Origin of the sequence: Paenibacillus sp. DS2015, assembly GCF_050433705.1 — a bacterium.
Classification (GTDB): Bacteria; Bacillota; Bacilli; order Paenibacillales; family Paenibacillaceae; genus Paenibacillus_AQ.
This window is the reverse complement of record NZ_JBNPWS010000002.1, coordinates 52,654-77,081: the sequence shown is the minus strand read 5'-3', so window position 1 is coordinate 77,081 and position 24,428 is coordinate 52,654. Positions and strand designations below refer to the sequence as shown.

16 protein-coding genes and 1 pseudogene are annotated in these 24,428 nt (G+C 41.6%); 4 read left to right on the top strand and 13 right to left on the bottom strand.

The genetic code is table 11. The features are described 5' to 3' along the window. Nucleotides 1-73: 73 nt before the first annotated feature. The 6 genes from J2T13_RS02190 to J2T13_RS02165 all read right to left on the bottom strand — a co-directional run bounded on the left by J2T13_RS02190 (nt 74) and on the right by J2T13_RS02165 (nt 7,420). Nucleotides 74-1,612 carry a flotillin family protein gene (locus J2T13_RS02190; RefSeq protein WP_429368305.1) on the bottom strand — a complete coding sequence of 513 codons (1,539 nt, stop codon included), beginning with the start codon at nt 1,610-1,612 and terminating at the stop codon, nt 74-76. Nucleotides 1,613-1,614: 2 nt separating this feature from the next. Beyond that, entirely contained in the window at nt 1,615-2,151 is a 537-nt protein-coding gene (locus J2T13_RS02185) for a protease (RefSeq protein WP_429368303.1), read from the bottom strand. A gap of 196 nt (nt 2,152-2,347) precedes the next feature. Next, nucleotides 2,348-3,511, bottom strand: coding sequence for an iron-containing alcohol dehydrogenase (locus tag J2T13_RS02180; RefSeq protein ID WP_429367902.1), 1,164 nt, complete (start codon nt 3,509-3,511; stop codon nt 2,348-2,350). 139 nt (nt 3,512-3,650) lie between these two features. After that, nucleotides 3,651-5,237, bottom strand: a complete 1,587-nt coding sequence (locus J2T13_RS02175) for a UDP-glucose--hexose-1-phosphate uridylyltransferase (RefSeq protein WP_429367900.1) — start codon at nt 5,235-5,237, stop codon at nt 3,651-3,653. 16 nt (nt 5,238-5,253) lie between these two features. Then, entirely contained in the window at nt 5,254-6,240 is a 987-nt protein-coding gene (gene galE, locus J2T13_RS02170) for a UDP-glucose 4-epimerase GalE (RefSeq protein ID WP_429367898.1), read from the bottom strand. Nucleotide 6,241: 1 nt separating this feature from the next. After that, nucleotides 6,242-7,420, bottom strand: coding sequence for a galactokinase (locus tag J2T13_RS02165; protein ID WP_429367896.1), 1,179 nt, complete (start codon nt 7,418-7,420; stop codon nt 6,242-6,244). A gap of 175 nt (nt 7,421-7,595) precedes the next feature. On the opposite strand from J2T13_RS02165, the gene J2T13_RS02160 reads away from it, so the two are divergent. Beyond that, a complete protein-coding gene (locus J2T13_RS02160; RefSeq protein WP_429368301.1) occupies nt 7,596-8,456 on the top strand; it encodes an AraC family transcriptional regulator in 861 nt (286 codons plus the stop codon). Between the two features lie 181 nt (nt 8,457-8,637). On the opposite strand, the pseudogene J2T13_RS02155 reads toward J2T13_RS02160, so the two are convergent. The 3 genes and pseudogenes from J2T13_RS02155 to J2T13_RS02145 all read right to left on the bottom strand — a co-directional run bounded on the left by J2T13_RS02155 (nt 8,638) and on the right by J2T13_RS02145 (nt 11,548). Then, nucleotides 8,638-9,683, bottom strand: a pseudogene (locus J2T13_RS02155) (tetratricopeptide repeat-containing glycosyltransferase family 2 protein). Between the two features lie 334 nt (nt 9,684-10,017). Then, complete coding sequence (locus tag J2T13_RS02150) at nt 10,018-10,761, bottom strand: NAD-dependent protein deacylase (protein ID WP_429367895.1); 744 nt, start codon at nt 10,759-10,761, stop codon at nt 10,018-10,020. 22 nt (nt 10,762-10,783) lie between these two features. After that, nucleotides 10,784-11,548 (bottom strand): HAD family hydrolase, encoded by a 765-nt coding sequence (locus tag J2T13_RS02145; RefSeq protein ID WP_429367893.1) that lies wholly within the window; start codon nt 11,546-11,548, stop codon nt 10,784-10,786. A gap of 248 nt (nt 11,549-11,796) precedes the next feature. Between J2T13_RS02145 and J2T13_RS02140 the strand changes: the two genes are divergently transcribed. Further along, nucleotides 11,797-12,831 carry an acyltransferase family protein gene (locus tag J2T13_RS02140; RefSeq protein WP_429367892.1) on the top strand — a complete coding sequence of 345 codons (1,035 nt, stop codon included), beginning with the start codon at nt 11,797-11,799 and terminating at the stop codon, nt 12,829-12,831. Nucleotides 12,832-13,045: 214 nt separating this feature from the next. Continuing rightward, nucleotides 13,046-14,731: a dihydroxy-acid dehydratase gene (gene ilvD / locus J2T13_RS02135; RefSeq protein WP_429367891.1), complete on the top strand. Its 1,686-nt coding sequence runs from the start codon at nt 13,046-13,048 to the stop codon at nt 14,729-14,731. Between the two features lie 173 nt (nt 14,732-14,904). Here the strand turns inward: ilvD and J2T13_RS02130 are convergent, their stop codons facing one another. From J2T13_RS02130 to J2T13_RS02120, 3 genes are all read right to left on the bottom strand, one after another. Further along, nucleotides 14,905-18,246 (bottom strand): DUF5704 domain-containing protein, encoded by a 3,342-nt coding sequence (locus J2T13_RS02130; RefSeq protein ID WP_429367889.1) that lies wholly within the window; start codon nt 18,244-18,246, stop codon nt 14,905-14,907. Nucleotides 18,247-18,262: 16 nt separating this feature from the next. Continuing rightward, nucleotides 18,263-19,489: an S-layer homology domain-containing protein gene (locus J2T13_RS02125; protein ID WP_429367887.1), complete on the bottom strand. Its 1,227-nt coding sequence runs from the start codon at nt 19,487-19,489 to the stop codon at nt 18,263-18,265. A gap of 332 nt (nt 19,490-19,821) precedes the next feature. Then, nucleotides 19,822-21,210 (bottom strand): polysaccharide deacetylase family protein, encoded by a 1,389-nt coding sequence (locus J2T13_RS02120; RefSeq protein ID WP_429367885.1) that lies wholly within the window; start codon nt 21,208-21,210, stop codon nt 19,822-19,824. A 166-nt stretch (nt 21,211-21,376) separates the two neighbouring features. On the opposite strand from J2T13_RS02120, the gene J2T13_RS02115 reads away from it, so the two are divergent. Beyond that, complete coding sequence (locus J2T13_RS02115) at nt 21,377-22,540, top strand: AI-2E family transporter (protein ID WP_429367883.1); 1,164 nt, start codon at nt 21,377-21,379, stop codon at nt 22,538-22,540. On the opposite strand, the gene J2T13_RS02110 is transcribed toward J2T13_RS02115, so the two are convergent. After that, entirely contained in the window at nt 22,483-24,291 is a 1,809-nt protein-coding gene (locus J2T13_RS02110) for a peptidoglycan D,D-transpeptidase FtsI family protein (protein ID WP_429367881.1), read from the bottom strand. The two genes, J2T13_RS02115 and J2T13_RS02110, sit on opposite strands and share 58 nt — an antisense overlap. Between the last annotated feature and the right edge of the window lie 137 nt (nt 24,292-24,428).

Below are 24,428 nucleotides of genomic sequence, written 5' to 3'. Positions count from 1 at the left end.
CAAGATGTAAATCACTACACATTCTTATTGTAAAAAATAGCTCTAGTACCCATGGATACCAGAGCTATTTCACTTATTCTTTCGTCGCACCCGCTTCGGGATTAACCCAATCCTCCTGCAGTTGTGTTGCAGCTGGACTTGGTGCGGGTTGCACAGAAGGTTCTTTTTGTGTGAATCCCTTGATCAGATTCTCGATATCAATACCTGATACATTCTTTAACATTGCTGGAGCTGTGGACATGAGCTCGGTCACGTAATTACTAACGCGAGCAGCCCCCTCGCCTTTTCCTGTATCTACTACCGTTAATTTATCAATAGAAGCTAGTGGACGTGCAATTTGTCCTGCTAATTCAGGTAGCATTTTGACGATAATATCAAGCACTGCGGCTTCTCCGTACTTTTGGAATGCTTCAGCCAACTTCTCTTTCGCTTCTGCTTCAGCAAGCCCTCGAAGTCGAATAACATCCGCTTCTGCGGTACCTCTTGCACGTTCCGCGTCCGCCATCGCTTCACCATCTAGACGCTTCTGTGCGGCAGATCCTTTGGCCTGTGTCTCAATGGAGTACTGTAACGCATCCGCTTCAAGCATTCTACGTGCCTTATCTGCTTCTGCACCAACCTCAACGGAATAGCGATCCGCATCCGCTTTCTTCTTCACATCAGCATCATATTGCATCTGCCGTACTAAAATTTCCTTTTCTTGCAAGTCAATTTCCCGGTTTTTGCGAACCAGTTCTACCTGCATCTGCTCTTCCACCATAATCTGTCTAGCACGTGCCTCTTGGATATGATAGGCTTGGTCTGCTTCTGCTTTTGCTGTATCCTGTTCCTTCTTAAAAGAAGCCACTTTCAGCTCTTTCTCCTTGGATGCTTCAGCAATATTGGTATCTCTAAGTAGTTCGGCTTTCTGCCCCTGTTCTTCGGCATTAGCCTTCTGAATCCGCGCATCACGTACAGCATCCGCTTCTGCAATTTCTGCATCCCGCTTCACCGTTGCAATACGAGGTTTACCTAGTGCTTCTAAATATCCGTGTTTATCGCGCAAATCTTTAATTGTAAAAGATACAATTTGTAGACCCATTTTCTTGAGATCCCGTGCAGCTACCCCCTGTACTTCTTGGGCGAATTTGTCACGATTTTTATAGACCTCTTCAACGGTCATCATACCTAGGATCGCTCGAAGATGACCTTCTAACACTTCCTGTGCTTCACTTCTAAGCGATTCGACAGGCTTGCCTATGAATTGTTCAGATGCTGTGACTACATCTTCAATAGATCCTCCCACTTTAATAATAGCTACACCATCAGCCATAACAGGCACGCCTTGTTCTGTATATACTTCTGGAGTTGAGACATCCAACTTATGGGAAAGAAGTGATATAAATTGTGACTGTTGGAATATTGGAAGAATGAATGCTCCGCCACCACGAACGATCTTAATTCTACGACCATCTTCTTCAGAAATATTCTTATTTCCTAAGAACGACCCTGTTACGATCATAGCTTCATCTGGTCCAACCGTCTTATACCTAGCCCAGAATGCCAAACCAAGCACAATAATAACTCCGATGACAACAATAGGAATAATGAAATAATCTGGTATTGAATCCATATTCATACCCACTCTCCTCTTTTCTCTTCAAATTCGCTAACCCATAGAAATCCGTCTTCCACATCTACAACTACCACTCTTATTCCTGCTGATAAGCTAACTTGCTCTAGGCTCGAGGCTATATGTAATGTATTCCCTGCGCCTACTTTAATCATGACTTCTCCAAATCCTTGCGAAGGTAATGGGATGGTAACTTCACCAATTCGCCCGATCATGTCCTGGATAGAGTATCCAGTTGAATTCTCGCTGTTCTCCATTGGTTTAACATATAAAAAATAGATAACAACCGATACCAATATAGCAGTTAGAATGGATAGAATGACAATAACCGTTGTAGCAAACCCGCTATATCGGGTAAATAAAATCCCTGCCCCACCAAACACTGTAACGGCTCCTGCAACAATCATAGGATTCAAAAAATCCACTGACAAGAAATCCAACATGCCATCAAGTGCACTACTTAGAATGTCCCCTAGCAGCACAGTCACAATGGCAAAAAGCACTCCGCCTACTAGGCAGCCCATGAATAGTGCTTCCATCATTCATCCTCCTGTCTGACTATAATAGTGTATACGTTAAACCGCTTCCTTTGTTTCAATTATTTTCCTAGCTTTCTAATATTAATGACCTTTGTTAGCAGATTTAATCAATCGGAATCCCCTATTTCAAAAACAATGCCCACCCCAAAAGGAGTAGGCATTATTCAGAAGATTTGGATACAGTCATGCTTATAGATTATAGAGACATCTTGTAAATCTCGATAACATCTTCTTTGTTTAGAGTTCTAAAGTTACCAAAAGGTCCAAAACGCATCGCTTTATCTGCCATGACTTCAATTTCACTGGCATCAATATCATAATCTGCTAAGCGGCTTGGAGCCCCGATAGAGTTCCAGAAATGGCGAAGTGCTATGATCCCTTCAGCTCCCACTTCCTCATCGCTTTTACCGTTAGCATCGATATTGAATACATTCACGGCAAGACGTTTGAGACGGGCTACATCCACGCTCTGATTATATGTCATCCAGTTCGGGAAAAGGATCGCCAATCCTCCACCATGTGGAATATCATATACGGCTGATACGGCATGCTCAATGTTATGCGTGCCCCAATCACCGGACATTCCCATATTGATCATGCCATTTAGTGCCATTGTGCCACAATACATCACGGTAGCTCGCAATTCATAATTCTCAAGGTCTTCAATAAGCTTAGGAGCGGTCTCGATCACTGTTCTCAGAATCGTTTCACAGAAACCATCCTGAACCTGTGTGTTATTCTCCAGATGGAAATAATGTTCTAACACGTGAGACATGATGTCCACCATGCCGTATACGGTCTGATCTTTAGGCAAAGAGAAGGTATGCGCTGGATCAAGAATGGAGAATGCTGGATAAGCGAACGGGCTACCCCAGCCCATTTTCTCTTTCGTGTCTTCATTCGTAATCACAGAACCCCCGTTCATTTCTGAGCCTGTTGCTGCCATGGTCAACACAGTCCCTAGCGGAAGTGCTGCCTTCGGAGCCGCTTTACGCTCTACGAAGTCCCACATATCTCCATCGTATTTGGCACCTACTGCGATAGCCTTAGCACAATCGAGTACACTTCCCCCACCAACGGCGAGGATCAATTCAATGCCATTGGACTTACATAGGTCTACACCCTTATGAACAGTCGATAGTCTTGGATTTGGTTCTACACCACTAAGTTCGGTAACCTCAGCACTGATTTCTTTTAGAATAGACATGACATTATCGTAAAGGCCGCTACGTTTAATACTACCGCCACCATAGACTAGTAATACTTTCGTTCCGTATTTTGGCACTTCATTTCTAAGAGCATCAAGCTTACCTTTTCCAAAGATCAGCTTGGTAGGATTTATAAATTCAAATTCCTTCATTATGCATTTCGCCTCCAACTTCATAATGGTATAACTTAGTTCAATCTTTAATATTATAATCCTTTATCCCCATATGAAACAAACCGCCCTCCGACAAATCGGGAGGGCGGTTTACTAAAAGTATGAACTAGGGGGAGTGTTACCCTTGTAATCGATAACCTAGATGCTGCAAGAAGCGATGGAATGCCTGTTGACCTGCTTCTGTATTTTTGTAAACACCTGCATGCTCAAGAATGTGTACGAATTTCTGTCCTACCTCATGTTGCACAAGCGCAATCGCTTGTTCCTTACTGAAGTTAGTCCCGTGCTCATTAACAAGTAAATGAATCCAATCTGTATGAGGTACGAGTGCCGGATTCTCGCCAGCTAACACATCACGATAGAGCGCCTGATCACCTGCTAGAATATCAGCAATCAGATCAAGCTCTTCCTTCAAACGTCCAGGCAGAATGGCTAGACCCATAACTTCAATTAACCCAATATTTTCCTTTTTAAGATGGTGCATTTCGCGATGTGGATGAAAAATCCCTTCGGGATACTCCTCATCCGTACGGTTATTACGAAGTACAAGATCCATTTCATATTTACCATCTTCTGTACGGCGTACAATAGGTGTTACCGTATTATGAGGAATCTCCTCCCCATTCTCAATGGAATAGGCTACGATGTCTGCCGATGGGTCACTATACTGCTTCCAGAATTCATAGATACCATTAGCGCACTCAAGCAGTACAGTACTGTCTTGTGAGCTCAGGCGTAGAACAGACATAGGCCATCTCACAATACTTACAGTTACTTCGGCATACTGACTGTTTGTGAATGTAGCCTCTTTCTTGGCATTTTGAATCGCGAAGGTATGACGTCCCCCTTGAAAATGGTCATGAGTTAGGATCGATCCCCCAACTATAGGCAAATCCGCATTGGATCCAATAAAATAATGTGGCATAACGTCCACAAAAGATAGTAGTCTTTTTAGCGTATCCTTCGTCAATTTCATGGGCACATGATCATGATGGAATACGATACAATGCTCATTATAATAAACGTAAGGTGAATATTGGAAGAACCATGGCTCGTTATTCATCTCAAGCGGAATGATCCGTAGATTTTGACGTGGAGGATGATTAACCCTTCCCGCATATCCAACATTCTCGCGACAGAGCTGACACTTCGGATAGATTGGAGGTGGCAGTAACTTCGCCATCGCAATCTCTTTAGAATTTTTTTCAGGCTTAGACAAGTTAATCGTCAATTCAATCTCACCATACGTTGAGTCTTGCTTCCAGTAAACATTCTTAGAAATACGATCCATCCGAATGTAATTCGAATCTATCGATAATTTATAAAAAGCGTCTGTTGCTGCTTCAACGCCTCGTTCTGCTGAAGTATCCTTAAACTCTTGGATGACTTCCGATGGACGTGCCATCAGGAGACCCATAATTTTGGCATCTAGCAGGTCACGATAGGTGTCGCTATTCTCTGGAATAAGCCCAATCTGAGATCCATAATCAATTAGAATATTTAATGCAGACTGCGGACTATCTAGATGATTATTCTCTACCTCACCTGCATAAGGTTCAGTAAAACCGAATAAATCCATCAGTAAATTACGGCTATAATCGGTATCCAAGTCCTGTATTAATTTGTGATCCCGTGCAAATTGTACCAATTGTTCAATCTCACGTAGGGCTGCATTCTCTTCAGGAGTTCTTGTTGTCGTAGCCATTGTCATAACCCTCCCCTTATTCTCCATACCCTTGTGGATGGGATTGATGCCAGCTCCAAGCACTTTGGATAATATTATCTAGACTATCATGAGCCGGCTTCCACCCTAACACACTACGGGCTTTATCAGAAGAAGCAACTAATATAGCGGGATCCCCTGCACGACGCTCCTGCACAACTACAGGAATATCAAGACCTGTTACCTTCTTCGCTGTCTCAATCACTTCTTTGACAGAGAATCCTTGTCCGTTACCCAAATTAAATATATTACTATCTTTACCCTCACGTAAGTAGGTTACAGCACGGTAATGCGCATCCGCTAAATCACTAACATGAATATAATCACGAACACAACTGCCATCAGGAGTTGCATAATCTTCACCGAAAACAGCAATATTCTCGCGTTGCTTTAACGCTGTTTGCAATACAAGTGGAATAAGATGGCTCTCTGGACGATGGTCTTCGCCGATCCGACCACTAGCATGTGCACCTGCCGCATTAAAGTAACGCAATGCCACGTATTTGATACCTAACACTTTATCGAACCATGCCATCATGCGTTCCATCATCAACTTCGTTTCACCGTAGACATTCGTTGGTTCTGTGCGATCGCCTTCCACAATAGGTACCTTTTCTGGTTCGCCATAAGTAGCAGCTGTAGAGGAGAACACAATTTTACGAACATTAGCAGCATCCATAGCTTCTAACAGACACAATGCGCCACCCACATTATTATCATAGTATTTAGCAGGGTTCTGCATACTTTCTCCTACAAGAGAGTTTGCTGCAAAATGGATCACAGCATCAATGTCGTTCTCACTGAATAGCTTGGCTAAGAGAGCTTTATCTCGTAGATCCCCTTCATACAACTTACCCCCAAGAAGGGCTTTACGATGTCCTGTCTGGAGGTTGTCAATAACGACAACTTCCTCCCCTAGATCCAATAATGCAGCAACCGTATGTGAACCAATATAACCTGCTCCGCCTGTAACTAAGATCGCCATTCTAAATCTCCTCCTTTAGTTCTTTCACTCCGTCGCCCACGCCGCACACGTAGAACTCACCCTCAAGTCCCGTTCTTGTCTTATAATTCTCGCCAACTTGCTTCACAAATTGTTCTACAGAATCTTCATGGACAAGGGAAACGGTACATCCACCGAAGCCTGCTCCCGTCATTCTAGCGCCAAGTGTTCCTGGAATACGCTGTGCTTCATCCACCATCACATCAAGTTCATCGCAACTCACTTCATACAAGAAGCGAAGTGATTCATGGGATTGGTTCATGAGTTGGCCAAATTCCTCCAAGTTGTTAGCGCTTAAGGCCTCAACGGAGTCCAGCACCCGTTGATTCTCTTTTACAACATGTTCTGCACGGCGTCTAACCGTCTCATCTTCAATATGAACTTGTAAGGTTTCATACTGGTCTGGCTTCAATTGCGCCAAGTATGTGAGCGCCGGCACTTCTTTTTGTAAACACTCTAGGGCAACTTCACATTGTTGACGGCGTTCATTATAAGCAGAATCCACAAGTCCTCTGCGCTTATTCGTGTTCCCGATCACCAGTTTGTATGAACCTGTGACAAATGGAACATGCTTATATTCCAGCGTATCACACATTAACAGGATGGCATGATCAAGCTTTCCATTAGCCACTGCAAATTGGTCCATAATGCCGGAATTCACACCAACATATTGATTTTCAGCTCTTTGCGATAGGCGCGCAATTTCCACAGTATCTTTTTCCTTACCTTCCATAGTTAGGAATGCATAAGCTGTGACTACCTCTAGTGAGGCAGAAGAAGAAAGTCCTGCACCATTCGGGATGTCACCATGGAACAATAAGTCGTATCCTTTAGTCAAAGGACAAGCTATTTTCTTCAATTCAACCATGACACCAATGGGATAATCGATCCATTCGCCTGTCTTTTCTTCTCCAATATCATGTATATCCAACGTAATTTCAAATGAAAGATTCGCAGAAGCAAAGTGAATTTTATTGTCATTTCTTTCACGTACGACTAGCGTCGTTCCGAATTCAAGGGCTGCGGGTAGAACATAACCACCGTTATAGTCGATATGTTCTCCAATCAAATTAACACGACCTGGTGCATAGAATACATGCTCCTTGTGTTGGCCTTCGCCATACTTTAAGACGAACTTTTGTTTCAATTCTTGTGTAGTCATTAGCTTTACACCCATCCTCTCAATATCCTTATTGCTTAGTACTAGTATAAAAGAATTTAACAAAATTGATAATGCAATCATGTGAGTTTAATATGGATAAATGTGACCTTTCATAATATAATAGTACCATAACATTCTCAACGATATCATCGTTAATTAGAGAGGGATGACCGTCATCATGTCCGAACTTAAATCTTATTCGGTTGCAGCGAATCCTGTTTACCATGATGGTAACCCACTGCACGTTCTTTTTGCCGGCGAGAGCCAGACTGCCCCCCTCCATGCATTGGGTCCCAAAATATATGATTATTACCTACTCCACTGTGTTGAAGAGGGTAGAGGAACCTTTCGTACAGAACAGCGAACTTATGAACTGGGTAAAGGGTCTTGCTTCCTCATTCATCCTAATCAATTGGTCAGTTATGTCTCCAATCCAGATGTCCCTTGGCGTTATCGCTGGGTTGCCTTTACAGGGCTTGCAGCCGATTCCAAAGTTCAGGAAGCTGGTTTTGTAGCTGGAGAACCTGCCTTTCCTATCGTCTCAAAGAGTATCATTTCATACTCAATTAGCCAGATGCAAGCCGCCTTTTATACTAAAAAGGAAAGTGCACACATGGCTTCGCTTGGGTATTTATACCTTATTCTTGCTGAAGCGCAGGATATTCTATCTAGTCAATCTAGTCTTACAGGAACTGAAAACCAAGTTCAGCGCACTGTGAAGCAAATGATCCTCTATATGTCCACGCAGTTCGCTCATCCCGTCTCCATTGAGCAAATGTGTGACAGCCTGGGATATAACCGTGCATATCTATCCCGCATATTTAAGAAAGAAACAGGCCTGTCGCCTGTAACTTATTTGTTGAAGCTTAGAATTGATAAATCACGCCAATTATTACGGGAACGCCCAGAGTTATCCATTGAACAGGTAGCTGCGTCGGTAGGACTGACGGATGCTCTGTACTTCTCACGCCAATTCAAACGCTTCTGTGACCAATCCCCTAGCGCTTATCGGAGTCAGACACGTGCTGGATTCTAGTATTATGTTAATGATGACCCCTGCTCGGACGGATTATCTCTGCGGCTGCAGAACGTTGCTCAGATCCCCTATCTTGCATGAAATAAAAAGAAGGCGCCCCAAGCCATTTTCCGGCTTTGGGAACACCCTCATTTTGGGGATATTATTCGTCATGTTCGTGTCGTTATAATAATCAATGATCTCAATTGGGGACAACCCGATTGTTTTCCACATATTCTGAACCCAAGAGATTTTTAAAGTAATTACGATTATAAAGCATACTCGGATGCGAGGGGTAGAAGTTCAGGGCGAGTTCATTATGTGCATTAGCCTTGTGATGCTGTCCGATTCGGTCGTAGCATAGACTAAGTTGTAATTGAGGTACCCATGTCGACATCGCTATATTTCTCATACCCATGGATTCGTTAGGAGGAGGTAAGTGTAGAGCTAGTTCATACCAGTAAATACCCTGGTGATATTGCTGCTTGGAGACAAAGTAAGCACCTAGTTTACAGCAGAATTCAGATCTTGGTTTGTCGTACAGTAATGTTCGACAGAGGGCCTGAAATCCTTTTTCCTGATCCACTAGTTGTTCATAACACTCTGCTAGCTTCAAACAAGCCTGAAAATTATCCTCAACCCATCCCTGCCCAGTCGCCAGAAACTTCTCATAATAGTCGGCCGCATCTTGGAATAAGCTGTGATCTCGAAGCTCGTTGGCGAAATAATACAGATCCCGTGGCGAGAATTGTTCTCCTTGCTCCACACGTTTACGATATATTTGTAAATTCCGATCCGTATGTTCTTTATCTTTCTTGTATGTAATACACACATCACTATTGACAATGTTCCACCCACAGCCAAATATTCGTGTACAGGACCTATCCACTGAAATTGACAATCCCGACGAACCAAACGATTACGCCTCAGACTCGAAGTCACGTTGCCTTCTCCATCAAAAGCTAAATGATAAGCCATTGTCACACTTTGGACATCCGAAGCTAACGTTCGCTTTAACTCTTTAAACAACAATCTATCCTTTTCTTTTATCATGTCATCTGCATCTAACCATAGGATATATTCCTGTGTCGCTTGACTAAATGCATAATTTCTAGCTGCTGCAAAATCATCGATCCATTCGAAATCGGTTACTATTGCTCCAAATTGAGCGGCAATCTCTTTCGTCTTATCCGTCGAACCTGTATCTACTATCACGATTTCATCCGCAATGCCCTCGACCGAAGACAATCATTGATGCAAGCTATTCTCTTCATTGCGTACAATCATACATAAGCTAATCGTAACCATATATATCCTCCCTGGTACAATCATTTAGTCAGCTGTATGTATATATATATATGTGTGCATGCTAGAAATCGATTCAACTTTTTGGTATAACGTGATAAAAGTAGCCTTTATGACTGAACAGAACTCACCTTTTTTGGTGTTAGATCGTCGATTTTTTGGAGCACGCACTTATAACAAATAAAGAGACATTCCAATAAGTCCAATAAGTCATATGACTTCTTGGAATGTCTCTTTACAGTGAAAGTAGTTCTCTGGCTTGACTTATCTTTCTAGATTAAGGTTCAAGTATTTGACTTACTTGGTGCATGACCTCTCCAATTTTCTGTGTAATATGAAGATCGGCGCGATGATCATAAGCTGTAGCGTCTACATTTAGAAGGACAGACCTATTCCCTTGATAATAGGATACTAGTTGCGCTGCGGGCTGCACAGTTAACGAAGTTCCACCTATAATAATCAAATCGGCATTAGAGATGGCTTCCATGGCCTCATAAAGAATATTCTGATCTAACGCTTCTTCATACAGTACCACATCCGGTTTAATGACCGATTGACAGGAGCTACAACGAGGAACGATGTCTACACTTTCGATAATAGCGTCCAAATCATAGAACCGTGCGCATCCCATGCAATAATTGCGGTGAATCGAGCCATGCAATTCTAACACCTTTGAACTTCCTGCCTTTTGATGCAGCCCATCAATATTCTGTGTAATTATACTTTTTAACTTCCCTCGCTGTTCAAGTTCCGCTAATACTTGGTGACAAGCGTTAGGCTTAGCGTCCTTATGAATCATTTTAGTGCGATAGAAATCATAGAACACCTCAGGCCGCTCCACGAAAAAATGGTGACTTAGCATCTCCTCAGGTGGGTACGGTGAGTGTTGTTCACTTTGATACAACCCAGCTGCTGAACGAAAATCAGGAATTCCACTCTCTGTCGAAGTTCCCGCTCCTCCAAAAAAAACAATGCGCTCACTTTCCTTAATCCACGTAGCTAAGGTTTCAATTTTTTGCATTTTTATCTTACCTCCACATATATCATTTCAGTTGTATTTCATCATAGCTAGCGATGAGCACATCGGCATCAATCAAGTAATCTGCTCCATCGCACCTCGTAGTAATCCCTATTGCCAAACGTATCCCAGCGTTCTTCGCCATCTGCATATCTCCATTACTGTCCCCAATCAGAACCATTTGCTCCGGCCGAAGTTCAAGCATTGCCCCCGCCTTCTCCACCATCTCAGGGTGCGGCTTACTCTGGCTCACTTGATCGCGTCCTATGATGACTTGAAAAAAATCGCTCAAGCCCATCCAGCAAAGTTGCTCCATTGCGGAAGAAGTATCATCCGATGTTACTACCCCTATTTTCAAAGAGGAATCACGACAGTCAAGCAAAAAATTCAGTAATCCCGGCATGGGATGAGCTGGTTTCCGTTGTCGAACATCTTCCATAGCATTCTTACAAATATCCGATGCCTGCATCGTGGCTTCATTCCAAGGAACGCCTGCATGGTATAGCTGCCAAGCTAATATCCCAATAGTCTCTTCCTTAGTCGCCATAGCAAGAGGACCTTTAGTATCATAATTATACAGCTTTCCTTTCTCATCATGTACTGTCCCGAGTACGAATCGTTTGCCTCCTGTATATTCAGCACCTATCAGGGTGAGTCTTTCCTCCATCCTGTCCAATACAGAGTCGGCCCAATCTCCCCACAAAGTCATAAAATCCAATAACGTACCATCCTTATCAAATAATAAACCTTCACAAGACACGCGATGAGTTCCTACCTGAAGTATTGGCAATACAATCCCCCTAAATATTTCGTTTATTGATTTAATTCTATTGTCAAACGTCCGTGAAACATTGTCAATGTTAGTGATATTAAATCAATTCAACAGTTAGACACAATTAGTTGAGGTGACACCGCTTACAGTTGTGATTTATATCACAATAGAAAGCCAGTAATCATAGTAATTTAAAATTATAGATAAATAAAGAGAAACATAACAGCGCATTTACGCCTTTGGATAGGCTACTGGAGGGAATTACGATGGATACTACTCTAATAAAACGAGGAGAAACCTATTTTCTCAATTTACGATTTTTACTCATTGTAACTGTATTTGTGAGCAATGCCATTGAACCTTTAATTCACGAAATGGCCGGATTACACCAATTATTTTTATGGATATTCACTTTTCATATGCCCTTATTCGTACTTGTCACTGGATACTTTTCTAAATCTAAGCTACACGGTGCGGTAGGACGAGAAACATTAATTCAAATATGCATGCAATATGTTATTTTTCAAACCTTATATTCTATATTGGATATTACTATCTTTCATGTGGGGTCTATCAATCACTCTTTCTTTGCCCCCTATTTATTACTATGGTTTCTGGTTAGTCACTTCTTTTGGCGTTTGTTAACCCTAGCTATGTACAGATTAACGCCTATTCAACAAATCATAATCTCGCTAATTTTGGGCGTAATGGTCGGCTATCTACAACTTGATGGTGTGTGGCTCAGTGTAAGTCGGACATTTGTCTATTTACCATTTTTCCTAATCGGGCATCACTTTAATTTCGAGAAGTTCTTGCATTTTTTCACTTTTGAAAAAAGAGTAGGTGCAGCGTTCATTTCCATAGGGATCTTTATTATTCTGGGTTTATGGGGGACGAATCTACCTGAAGGTTGGCTGTACGGAAGCATGACTTATATGCAATTAAACTCTTACGGATGGTCTGCTGGAATCTTTCGGATCACTTTATATCTTCTGCAATTCATCTCTGCTGCTGCCTTTCTCGCTTGGGTGCCTATGTATGTTAGTCGTATAACGGACTTAGGCCGTCGGACGCTATACGTGTTCCTATTACACGGTTTTATTATTCGTCTCGCTTATTCTTCTGGATTATACCATTATATACAACAACCTTTGGAAGCAGTATTTCTAATAGGAAGTGCAATTATTCTAGCCATTCTGTTAGCACAACCCATTGTACGCCGTATGGCGCAATCCATCATAGAACCCTCTATCCATTGGGTTAGCTCCTTGGAACATCGTGCCTTTAATCGGACATTATAAATTAATCTATAGCTTTAGTAGGATTTACTTAAAAATATGGGTCACTATCTTTCCTAAAAATCATGGAAAGGTGGTGGCTTATTCTTTAATAGCTTGCTAGAAAAAACGATCTATTTGTGGTAGACTCATTTAAAACCTTTTACATGTTTACTCTTTCGATTAAACGCGATAAAGCAATAAAATTATAAATTATTTGGGGGGGAAATTGGACAACATGAAACCAAAAAAAATGCGTTCAGATATGATTAAGAAAGGCTTCGACCGTGCTCCTCACCGCAGTCTGTTGCGCGCAGCAGGCGTTAAGGAAGAGGATTTCGGTAAACCTTTTATCGCAGTATGTAACTCTTATCTCGACATTGTTCCAGGGCATGTTCATCTTCAAGAATTCGGCAAGATTGTCAAAGAAGCCATTCGTGAAGCTGGAGGTGTTCCTTTTGAATTTAATACGATTGGTGTAGATGATGGGATCGCCATGGGACACATTGGTATGCGCTACTCGTTGCCAAGCCGCGAGATCATTGCTGATTCAGTAGAAACTGTTGTTACAGCACACTGGTTCGATGGAATGGTCTGTATTCCAAACTGTGATAAAATCACCCCCGGTATGATGATGGGTGCCCTTCGTGTTAATATTCCAACCATATTCGTTAGTGGTGGACCTATGAAAGCAGGAAAAGACAGCAATGGTCGCTCCATTTCACTCACTTCTGTCTTTGAAGGCGTTGGTGCTCACCAAGTAGGTAAATTATCCGATGAAGGTCTATTAGAACTTGAGCAGTTCGGATGCCCTACTTGTGGATCTTGCTCTGGAATGTTCACAGCTAACTCTATGAACTGTCTTGCAGAAGGTATGGGACTTGCCCTTCCTGGTAATGGAACTATTCTAGCGGTAGCTGAAGAACGTAAAGATTTCGTTAGACAATCTGCGACGCAGTTAATGGAACTTATCAAGTTAGACATCAAGCCTAGAGATATTGTTACCATGGAAGCTCTAGATAATGCATTTGCGCTTGACATGGCTATGGGTGGTTCTACCAATACCGTATTGCACACGTTGGCTCTAGCCCATGAAGCAGGTCTTGAGTATCCAATCGAACGTATTAATGAAGTCGCTAACCGTGTACCTCATTTGGCTAAACTTGCTCCAGCTTCAGACTGGCACATCGAAGATCTACACAATGCAGGTGGTGTAAGTGCCATCATTAATGAACTTCTGAAGAAACCAGGTGCAATTAATGGGGACTGTATCACAGTATCTGCTAAAACATTACGTGAGAATGTAGAAGGCTGTGAAATCCTTGACCATAATGTTATCCACCCCTTAGACCAACCACACTCTGAACGTGGTGGACTTGCCGTCTTGTTCGGTAACTTAGCACCAGGAGGATCCATCATTAAAGTAGGTGCAGTGGATGCTTCTGTAGGTGGCTATCATAAAGGTCCAGCCATCTGCTTCGATTCCCAAGATGAAGCATTAGCTGGAATTGCTAATGGTAAAGTAGTAGAGGGACATGTTGTAGTCATTCGCTATGAAGGTCCAAAGGGTGGACCAGGAATGCCAGAGATGCTTGCTCCAACATCACAAATTGTCGGAATGGGTCTGGGTGCAAAAGTCGGTCTGATTACAGATGGCCGTTTCTCAGGGGCTTCTCGCGGTATCAGTATTGGACATATTTCTCCTGAGGCCGCTGAAGGTGGACCTATTGCCTTTGTTGAAGATGGAGATATCATCGAACTAGATCTTAACAATCGTACCATCCAACTTGAGATTGATGATGAGGAATTTGAACGTCGTCGTCAGAACTGGAAGGGTTTTGAACCTAAAGTTAAAAGAGGATATCTTGCCCGTTACTCTAAACTAGTAACAAATGCAAGTTCTGGTGCAGTATTTGAGATTTAATGGAATACCGTTAAAGTAAATCAATATACTAATGAATTTATAATCTTTATAGTACATCCGGACGCTCACTATGAGTGTCCGGATTTTTATTTGTACATTCTGTTATGTTATTTAAATTGGCGAATGTACGTTACGAATACACTGTAATGCCTTACTCTTCTAAATTCCTAATCTTAATGTGTAACCTGCGATCTAAAGTCATCTCGACTGGAAAGATTGGCATGATAGAAGATCACATCCCCGTCCATGAGCGAGAACAGTTGTTTCTTCGGGTCTGTATAAGTTCTGCTGAATCCTTCCATCTGCCACTGATTCATGAGCGGCGCATGGATATATTGGAGATGCGGATGGATAACATCCCCATTCTGCAGTGTCTCTATATCGAAATTCACGATCATATATCCTTGTTTCATAAATATGGGCGCATGATCGTCTAAGGTGTGCGTTCGGCCATATTCGGCTACATTTGTCCCCTTCTTAACCGCATAGATGTCTGCTGGAATACTGTACTCCCCATACCAGTGTTGAATGGCAGCATTGGCACGTTCTATATCAACGCTACTGGGTATGTTGTACTTCGGTCCCATCAACGTGCGGACCGCACTGGGTAAGGTCAGATCGTTATATCTGCCTACCCATGTTTTTTGCTGGCTTAGATTCTCCATATATTTCTTAGTAAACTGCTCTAACGTTCCTACCTTCCGAGCTGACTCTTCATGATTGTAGAGATAGGCTGCCGTATCCTTAAGTTCCTCTTCAGCTACATTTCGTAACCGATCATTGAGGATCACATATCGCCGTTCTGTATCTTGTGCGGAACCGAGCTTAATCATCGTCTTCGAACCACTGTTATAATATAGGTCTACAGCTTGTCTACTTTTTCCATCCTTGCTTACATAATAGAAACTTGGTGTGATCGCGATCCCATCTTGCGTGCGGAACATATTGCCCTTCGTTTTGAAATCGAATTTGAAATGGTAGCCTGTCTTGACCGCCACGTTCGTGTAGCTCGGACTCGGATGTTTACCTTGTGCCACCGGAAGTACATACGGCACAGCATTTCCACGTGGGGCCCCATCGATCGACTTATCCCCTACCCAGTAGGAGAAACCGCTTGGTGTACTGCTTCCCTTCTTCGTACGAAATACCGTTTCCCAGTTATAATCCGCGATATCCGTCACATGAAAATCATAGAGTCGTCCAATCACTTCTACGGATACCGTATCTGTAGCTACATGGTTAACCAGATCTCGGTTCGCATCGGGTTCGGTATCTAGCTTGACCGGTGAATTCTCAGCGATTGTTCTGAAATACACTGTATAATCTCCTTCATCTACCCACACAGGGAGGAAAAAGCTTGTATCTAACTGATGAATCGGCACATCGATCCAGGTGTTCTTCGGGATGAATTGTGTCCCTCCTGCTTGATAGACGTCAAATGGAAAATAGACCTGCTTGGTCATTATGTATTTCGCGTAATCTCGGTTACCATACCCTGGATAGGGAACATGCTGCCCGGCGGTAGGTATTCTTACGGTGAAGGGCCTATCTAGAATAAAAGCTGCTCGATTTGCATTGGGTGTCGTCTTCTGGTTATGTTCCTTATCATCTGTAACGGAGGAATAGTTGACAACCGGTGTATGCACCGTCACCGTATTGATATGGGATATAGCGTAATTTTCACCACCACTTCCCCCTACATGACCGCCAAGGAGATCATAGAAAATTGTACCTGAACTTGGTGTATTAGCTTTATTTACAAGCGTTCTACTAATGAGCTGATTACCCAGATATAACACTCTGTTACCCATCATGGGCGACTCAGGAATCTTTCCTGGCGTTGGAGCTTTTTTTGTAGCCTTGTCATCTTTCATGATGATTTCCCCATTAAAATTCACCTTATCATTCTGAACCTCGGCATCCTGAGTTTGAGATTCGGCCATTCCGAGTAACAAACCTGAATGATCATCTGGAGAAGGTCTAGAATATCCTCCATCTTGTATTGGTGGAGTGAATGAAATAGTTCCTGTTTCCTTTGGATATACGTGATCTCCTACAGGATCACTCTGCTTCGTTTCCAATGTTGGCGGTACATATCCCGTTGGATTTAACGTCACCGTACCACTAGGTAGCGCGTAGTTGCTCATGGTCGACTTGTTGAGCGTATAGACTTCTAAATTTTTGATCGTCCAGTAGTCATAATCGCGTGTGAAACTGAACATATATGTCTTAGGCTCTGTTGCTGACTTAGGTATATCAGGTTGGGGTATTGTTGTACCATTGGGTCCTGGTAGGCTAGGTTGTCTCTCTTTCCAAGTTAAAGCGTAGACTAAATTAACGTTACAGTTATATTTAATCTTTCCGACTTGATTTCCAAATGTGTGTTGAAACAGATAGTTTAATCCTAATGTATTCGCGTATAGATAGTCTGAGGTAGGTATCCCTTGTCCCACATCGAAGTTATGGGGTGAATTACTAGCATCATCCGCTTTAATCACGCCTGTTGCCCTCGGGTCCATAGAGATCGTCTGTGGTGCAGCTACTTGTCTTGGTGGCTCGATTGTCCACGTACAGCTGCCTGTCCCTCCTGGAGGATCTGTTGTTCCGCCATCTCCAACTGTAATGGTAGCTGATGCATACAACCAATACGGACCTTTCTTCCATTTAGCCGTTATCTTCGCTGTTCCCACACCCACACCCTTAACCTTACCTGTAGAATCTACAGTTGCCACCGAAGCCCGATCCGTAGACCATGTGGTTTCAGTTTCATTAGTAACCGTGTTCCAGTTATCCGGAAAATCCGTCATATTATATTTGAGTGTTCGGACTTGCGCTTGCATATTTTTTGTCTCATTCACCGCTAAAGTTGCATTTTCAAGTACACGCATCTGTTTTTTTTCAACAACGTAACCGCTATATTTAATTAGCATGGGAAGAAAATAATGAACGGTGAACTTTGGCGATCGATCAGGTCTAGTACCATATGCTATTTTATCATTCTCTCTTTTTTCGTTTCCTGTATACACTCTTATTATTGCATCCATATTTCCTACTACAAATTCCGGTTTATCATCAACAGCGTCATAGCTAGGTTCATCTTTCCATTCCATATCTTCAATTCCAAGTTCTCTAATGAATTCTTTTTGAAAAGGGTTATCTAGTGAATCTCTCATTGTACTGGGTGCATATTGCTCAACATTGAGAGTGAAATCTGTTCGTTGATATAAAGGATACGCACTCGCTCCGCTACCAAGTGTGCCTGTCACAATACGCGTTCCATCATCGAATGTAGCCGACCATATATCTGTATCGGATTGAACCCATACAACCTTGGGTCTTGGCTGTGAAATGCCTTTAACTGTGGCTTTAAGAGTTTGCATCGAAACTGGTCCTTCTGGTGATACTTCAATTTCTTCATCGGGTGGGTATCCATGTGAAAAATCTGCATATGACAGATTTGGTATTTGGACAAAAAATAAAATGATCAGAATCGATATTATGGTCCACTTCCTCATACTAAATCTCTCCTAATTACTTTTTATTTATTATCTTGGCAAAAGAACCATCATCTGTTACCATTTGAGCTTCTGGGTGGTTGATATTTACATAACTCTCAATCCACAATGTAACTCCTTCACCATTTTTATAGTTACTAAAAAATTCCCTTGTATTCATATTTGGCAAAGCTAAGTATCCGAATTTCTGCGGTAAATTATTAACTATGCTTGACCCTCCAACTATGCCTGAATTAACTCCATTCATATAATGGTCTATTTTAAAATCTTTAGCCTTTGGATAGATTGTCACTTGTACATAAGCTCTATAAATTCCGATTTTATCCAATTTACCATAATCACTTTCATCCACAAACAGTGATGCATAAATCCCTTTTTTGTTTTTAAAATCCTGAGTATCCACCACAATGTAATGATGTAATTTAATAATTCCCGCATTATTACGAAAAGTTAGTGGTTTATCTGCGACATTATTTAAAGAAGAAGTTCCTGTCGTAAATGGACTAATCGATTCCATATTGGTACGTTTCGTGCCTACATCCCTTAGTTCCGTCAAACCGGTAAAGCTATCTGCTTTCTTCTGACTTACCTTTTCCAAGTTCAGTAAAATTGCTGAAGCTTCTGCTCGTGTAGCATTCTTGTCTAAACCAAAAGATCCATCTGGATAACCATTCATTAGATTTGTACCTAGCGCTACTGCGATATAAGAAGATTCAGACAACGGAATCCCTGGATTAAAATACTCCTTCACCGGAATAACTGTGGTTTTCGTATCTTCCAAAGCTTGCTTGTAGTCAGAATCAGCAGCAGCCAATCCCGATGTCATCCATTTAGCGATTTCTGCACGTGTAATAGGTGTCTTCGGTTTAAATCCATTCTTATAATCCTTGGGATCAATGAAACCCAACGAAACAGCTCGATTGACCTCCGTTTCACTCCAATGTCCTTGTAGATCCTTAAATACATCTTTCTGTTCTATTTCCACGTTGGCCTTGGATACTCGCGCTAGAAGTGCCGCAAACTCCGCTCTGCTTACCGCTGCATTCGGTTTGAAGGTTCCATCCGTGTATCCTTTGAAATATCCTTTACTTACTGCTGCTTGAATCGAACTCTTCGCCCAATGATCCGCTTTTACATCCTTGAACCCACTAGCTGAAGCCGATATTGTTTCATTCGTTGTTATGCTTGTCATTCCAGAAAAAACTAGGCTACCAACCATTAATAATTTCATGAATAATTTCATTCCATCACGCTCCTATATTTAAATGCATCGTTTACATCTTTGAAACTCACTTCGTTGGCTGCGCTTCTTCTTTTTACAGGAAAGTTGTGAATCACATAATCAATCACACTCAAAACAGATATAGACCTTATGAAACAAATAGATTTAATATAAATTAATTGTCATTCTATCATACCTCCGACCTATAATGGTATAATATTCCTTTAGTTCAAATTATACGCATAACTCAACGCGCAGATTAAACCAAAAAAAGACGAATTTCCTATAAGAGGAAATCCGCCTTGTACTTCAAGGAGTTCATTTATACCTATATAATACATAATTGTAGAATATTACACAACTGGTGGCGTACCCAATAAAGATACGTTCAATAATTGCTCTTCAACTCCACGTTCTTGTTCATTAGTCTTCTTACTGGGATTACGATGTGAGCCGTTAACTATATAATATTTATTTAATTGCTCTATTGGCATAATAATCATCTTAGGAATCAACTTCTCTGAAGATTCTCTCAAGCGATCCTGACCTGCTGGATGTATAACTCTCATTAAAAGTTTCAGATAAAGACCTGTCGATTTCGCAAACCAACCCTCGGGTAAATCACGAATGCTAAATCCGAATTTTTCAGGACCGCGATTAATCATACTTACACCATATAATGCTTTGGCATCCTTGAAATCATCATTGTCCATTATCTGCTGCGCTAGTGAAGGAAGCTCTTTCTCCATTGAACGAATCATTTTGATAGCCAAATGAACCGTTGACCGGGAATGGAGACCGATATCAAACAACTTCTCATTATCAAAATGAAGCTCAATCACTTTGTCGCCTTTGTGTAGAATCATCCCATTGTCTAACGTAATATTGTCGCCTTGATAAGCACGAAGTCGATAGTGTAGAAATGGATTATTCGGCGTAACGGTTTGGAGACGAAACATAAAATGGAAAACCATTTCCCATAACAGCCACAGTTTGACGATTGCAAGCTTCCCCCGCGATAGTTTTGTCTCCGTTGCATTCTCTTTAGCTAAAATCATTTCATCAATTCGGATACTATGCAAATCACGTAGCTGAGCTTCTTGCAGGACTCTCTCTAAAGCAATCAGCATTTGTTCGGGTGCATTAGGATTAGCTCCTAAAGTAGAGCCACAATCATGCAGAAGCATAACTTCGCCGGGCTTCAATTTATTCAGCATTCGTGTAGCCAAACGATCCGCTCCCATACTCTCACGCCAATCCCCAAACATAGATGACCAAAGTACAATTTTGAATTGATTCCGTTTAGAGAAATCGAACAAATTAATAATACCCCACGGCGGACGATAGTAAGATGTACGTTCACCCGTTATATCATATAAAATTTTATCTGTCTTCATAATCTGGTTACGAACAGTATTTGGACTCATTAACCAATTGGTTTTATGCGTATAGTTATGAATACCTATTAGATGCCCTTCATCATACATTCGTTTAATAAGTTCTGGATTCTGTTCTGCATTGATCCCTACTACAAAGAAGGTACCTTTAGCATGATATCGTTTAAGTAGATCCAATAATTGAGGTGTGTAATGCGGGTCGGGTCCATCGTCGAAAGTAAGTGCAAATGCTTGTTGTCCTTTTCCCCTTCGAAAGACTCGAAATCCAAAAATACGAGTAATCATACCCGGGATGAATGCGTAAAATGATGAAATATAAAATAACCAAAGAAGTAAAGTCTGCATTTCATTCCCCCACTTTTTCTCTGATAAACTTTGCTACATATAGAAATATTATTAAAATCACTATTATATATTTTATCATAATCGCCAAACAAATAGGCGTATTTTTGAAAATGATGTACAATAGAAATCAGTAAATTATTGCTAATTAAGGAGATGTTATTCGTTTATGCTACCTCTATACAAAAAATATTGGCGTACTTTTTTTGATATTGGACTTATTGTACTTACCGTGTTTTTAGTGATGTATGTTTTCAGTAAATTATACCAACTAGCAGCTCCTGTATTTCTATCTATTCTCATCTTTATGATTATTGAACCGTTTGCTCGTTTCCTATTTCGGAGAGGACTTCCTAAAGCGTTAGCTTCTACCCTCTCGGTTCTCCTGTTCATTCTAATCATTCTAGGTATTTTATTTAGTGCTGGGCTGATTGTTATTTCCCAAGTTGCACAACTCCAAGAAAATTTACCTCATTATACGATGGTCGTTCAAAGTGCATTCACCAATGTAACAGATTTTCTACATAACCAGATCGACGTGCTTCCTCCCAATATTACAGATAAAATGAATGAATATTTCACCCTTATAACAGATATCGCGACGGGCTGGATGGTTACCTTCTTTGCTTATATGATTGCTGCGCTGAGTACATTCTCGTCGTTCATGGGTAACTTTGGTATTGCCATTATTTTAGCCTTTTTCCTCAGTATTGAGATTGAAACCTGGAAGCGCATTGTTAAAGAGAAATCGCCAAAGACATTTAAAACTGCCTTCACCTTCCTCAAGACACATGTATTTAAATCAATCGGTTCTTATTTAAAGGCCCAACTTATTATGGTTTTGATTACCTTTGTAATTGTCTATATAGGGCTAATGATTCTAAACACAGGCAATGAACTATCTTTAGCCCTTGTCAGTGCCTTGTTTGATATTTTACCACTGGTAGGTGTCCCAGCTATTCTGATTCCATGGATTATCTACTTATTTATCGTCGGTAATACGGGTCTAGCTATCGGATTGACTATTCTGCTCATAGTTGTATTAATTGTTCGTCAATTATTAGAACCCAAGATAGCTGGAAATTCAATAGGTGTGACTTCTGCATTCCTAATGTTGTCCTTTATGATCATTTCATTGTCCCTATTTGGTCTAGCAGGGTTAATTCTATCTCCCATATTGCTTATTCTAATTAAAGAACTGCTCATGCAGGGATATTTACAGAGCTGGATTCGCTTACCCCTTGATGAGTTCGAAGTCTCCCCATTCGATATGGGTCAACCATCCTCATCCGGTAGTGTACCCACTAAGGATGATAATGAGCCCATAACTTGACCAAAAAGAGCCGTTGCTTGATTCTTAGTATCCGTCGGAACATTCCGAAACAATACAGCAACGGCATATTTAGGTTTGTTCGTAGGGCCATATCCAATAAACCATTGGTTATTGCGAGGGTGTCCTTTCCACACCACTTGTGCTGTACCTGATTTACCCGCTAACGACCATCTTGAAGTAGCAGCAAGTGATTTTCCTGTCCCCTCAGTCACGACCAGCTTCATCCATGAAAGTAATAATCTAGCTGTCTCCGGTTTAATGCCCACCTCTTTGAAAGGCATTAAGCGATGTGGCTTTAATTTATTCATAACTTGCCCATTATTATAATTTATTTGCTGTAAAATCCGAGGTGATTGTACCTGTCCCTCATGTAGTAAAGTGACAACCAAGTTAGCTGCCTGCAGTGGTGTCACTTGGACATCACGCTGGCCAATTCCAGTCTGTACACGGACCCCTCCATCCCTTTGCTCACTAGAATTGTTGAATATCACACCAACATCTTCATGATCCAAAGGACTGAATGAAGACATGCCTAGATAGTTCTCAGCTTGCCATCCCACCTTTGTCCCTAGTCCAAGTGAATGAGCAGTCCTTTCAATTTGTTCAGCGCTTAGACGTTCTGCCAAAGTCGCAAATACTACATTGCAAGACTGAGCATAGGCTTGCTTTAAATTCAAGTTGCCATGCCCTCCTTTCTTCCAACAAGACAGACCATATTTACCATAATGTCCTGTACAATGAAACTCCTCCTCGGGAGAGGTAATACCTGCATCTAGTGCTGCGGCGGCGATCACTGTTTTGAAGATTGAACCTGGAGCTGTTGCTTGTAGCGCTCTGTTATTCCATTCCCCCTGCTCAGGGTGAATATCACGAGGATTATAGGATGGAGAAGAAACCATCGCAACAATATTGGATGAATTTACATCTAATACTACTACAGCCCCTTCCTTCATCCCCGATTCTCTAGTAAGTCTTTCTATATTTTCCTGAAGGTGAGTATCAATAGTAGTAATAAACTTTAACGGATAATACGGATTATTGGGAGCCTTCACTCTGATTCCTGTGTCTGGAATAGGCCTATTCTGTCCGTCGACACTATAATATGCAATCGTTGGGCCCACCCCATGTAGCAGAGGTTCTAATGTCTTCTCAAGCCCAGCAGCGCCTTTCTGTACATGATATCCCACATTTTTTGTGTTGAAGCTTACATCTATCTGGGATAAGTATCCTAACCATTGCTTACCCGAAAATACGTTCTTGTATCTCATTTGAAAAGGTAATACTTCTATCCCGCTTATTTTCAGATTGCTAATAATTCTTGACTGAGAGGTATTCAGAGCTAGTATCTCATCATTCTTCTCGCCTTTCCAGATGAATGGCTCTCTTATGCTGTCCCATACCTGTTGAAAAGAGAACCTATCTGTACCTAGCACCTCTGAAATACCTTCTAACTCAGTCTTCTTCAAGCTCTGATCCTTAGCCGTCTTCACCGGAAATAACACAGCCGAGGGTATGGTTTCACCCGTTAGCGAAATCCCATTTCGATCATAGAAACGCCCCCGTCCTGAATCAAGTATAATCCCACGCTCTCTTTGGAGAACTGATATTTCCTGAAGGGTATAAGTGCTTCCATGCAACCGCGTCGTTCTCATAAATAGTTGTATATAACCCAATCGAATGATCAACACAACGATGAAGATAGTTATTACCGTCAGAGAAATCCATATACGTTTTTTCTGTCCTAGCGTCACCTGTTATCCTCTTTTCATTTTCTCACCATTATGCCCCTTTCAACCCATTCACAACCAGATTTGAATTCGCTTCTTCCTCATTTGGAGACTACAGGATTGGAGAAACGTTCCGTTCGCGGAGCAGCCGCTTAGTAGAA

What these genes read in the sequence shown, in the direction of transcription:
- J2T13_RS02185 (WP_429368303.1), bottom strand. Translation starts at nt 2,151, where the DNA reads ATGGAAGCACTATTCATGGGCTGCCTAGTAGGCGGAGTGCTTTTTGCC.
- J2T13_RS02125 (WP_429367887.1), bottom strand. Translation starts at nt 19,489, where the DNA reads ATGAAATTATTCATGAAATTATTAATGGTTGGTAGCCTAGTTTTTTCT.
- J2T13_RS02175 (WP_429367900.1), bottom strand. Translation starts at nt 5,237, where the DNA reads ATGGCTACGACAACAAGAACTCCTGAAGAGAATGCAGCCCTACGTGAG.
- ilvD (WP_429367891.1), top strand. Translation starts at nt 13,046, where the DNA reads ATGAAACCAAAAAAAATGCGTTCAGATATGATTAAGAAAGGCTTCGAC.
- galE (WP_429367898.1), bottom strand. Translation starts at nt 6,240, where the DNA reads ATGGCGATCTTAGTTACAGGCGGAGCAGGTTATATTGGTTCACATACG.
- J2T13_RS02120 (WP_429367885.1), bottom strand. Translation starts at nt 21,210, where the DNA reads ATGCAGACTTTACTTCTTTGGTTATTTTATATTTCATCATTTTACGCA.
- J2T13_RS02130 (WP_429367889.1), bottom strand. Translation starts at nt 18,246, where the DNA reads ATGAGGAAGTGGACCATAATATCGATTCTGATCATTTTATTTTTTGTC.
- J2T13_RS02165 (WP_429367896.1), bottom strand. Translation starts at nt 7,420, where the DNA reads ATGACTACACAAGAATTGAAACAAAAGTTCGTCTTAAAGTATGGCGAA.
- J2T13_RS02115 (WP_429367883.1), top strand. Translation starts at nt 21,377, where the DNA reads ATGCTACCTCTATACAAAAAATATTGGCGTACTTTTTTTGATATTGGA.
- J2T13_RS02140 (WP_429367892.1), top strand. Translation starts at nt 11,797, where the DNA reads ATGGATACTACTCTAATAAAACGAGGAGAAACCTATTTTCTCAATTTA.
- J2T13_RS02180 (WP_429367902.1), bottom strand. Translation starts at nt 3,511, where the DNA reads ATGAAGGAATTTGAATTTATAAATCCTACCAAGCTGATCTTTGGAAAA.
- J2T13_RS02190 (WP_429368305.1), bottom strand. Translation starts at nt 1,612, where the DNA reads ATGGATTCAATACCAGATTATTTCATTATTCCTATTGTTGTCATCGGA.
- J2T13_RS02150 (WP_429367895.1), bottom strand. Translation starts at nt 10,761, where the DNA reads ATGCAAAAAATTGAAACCTTAGCTACGTGGATTAAGGAAAGTGAGCGC.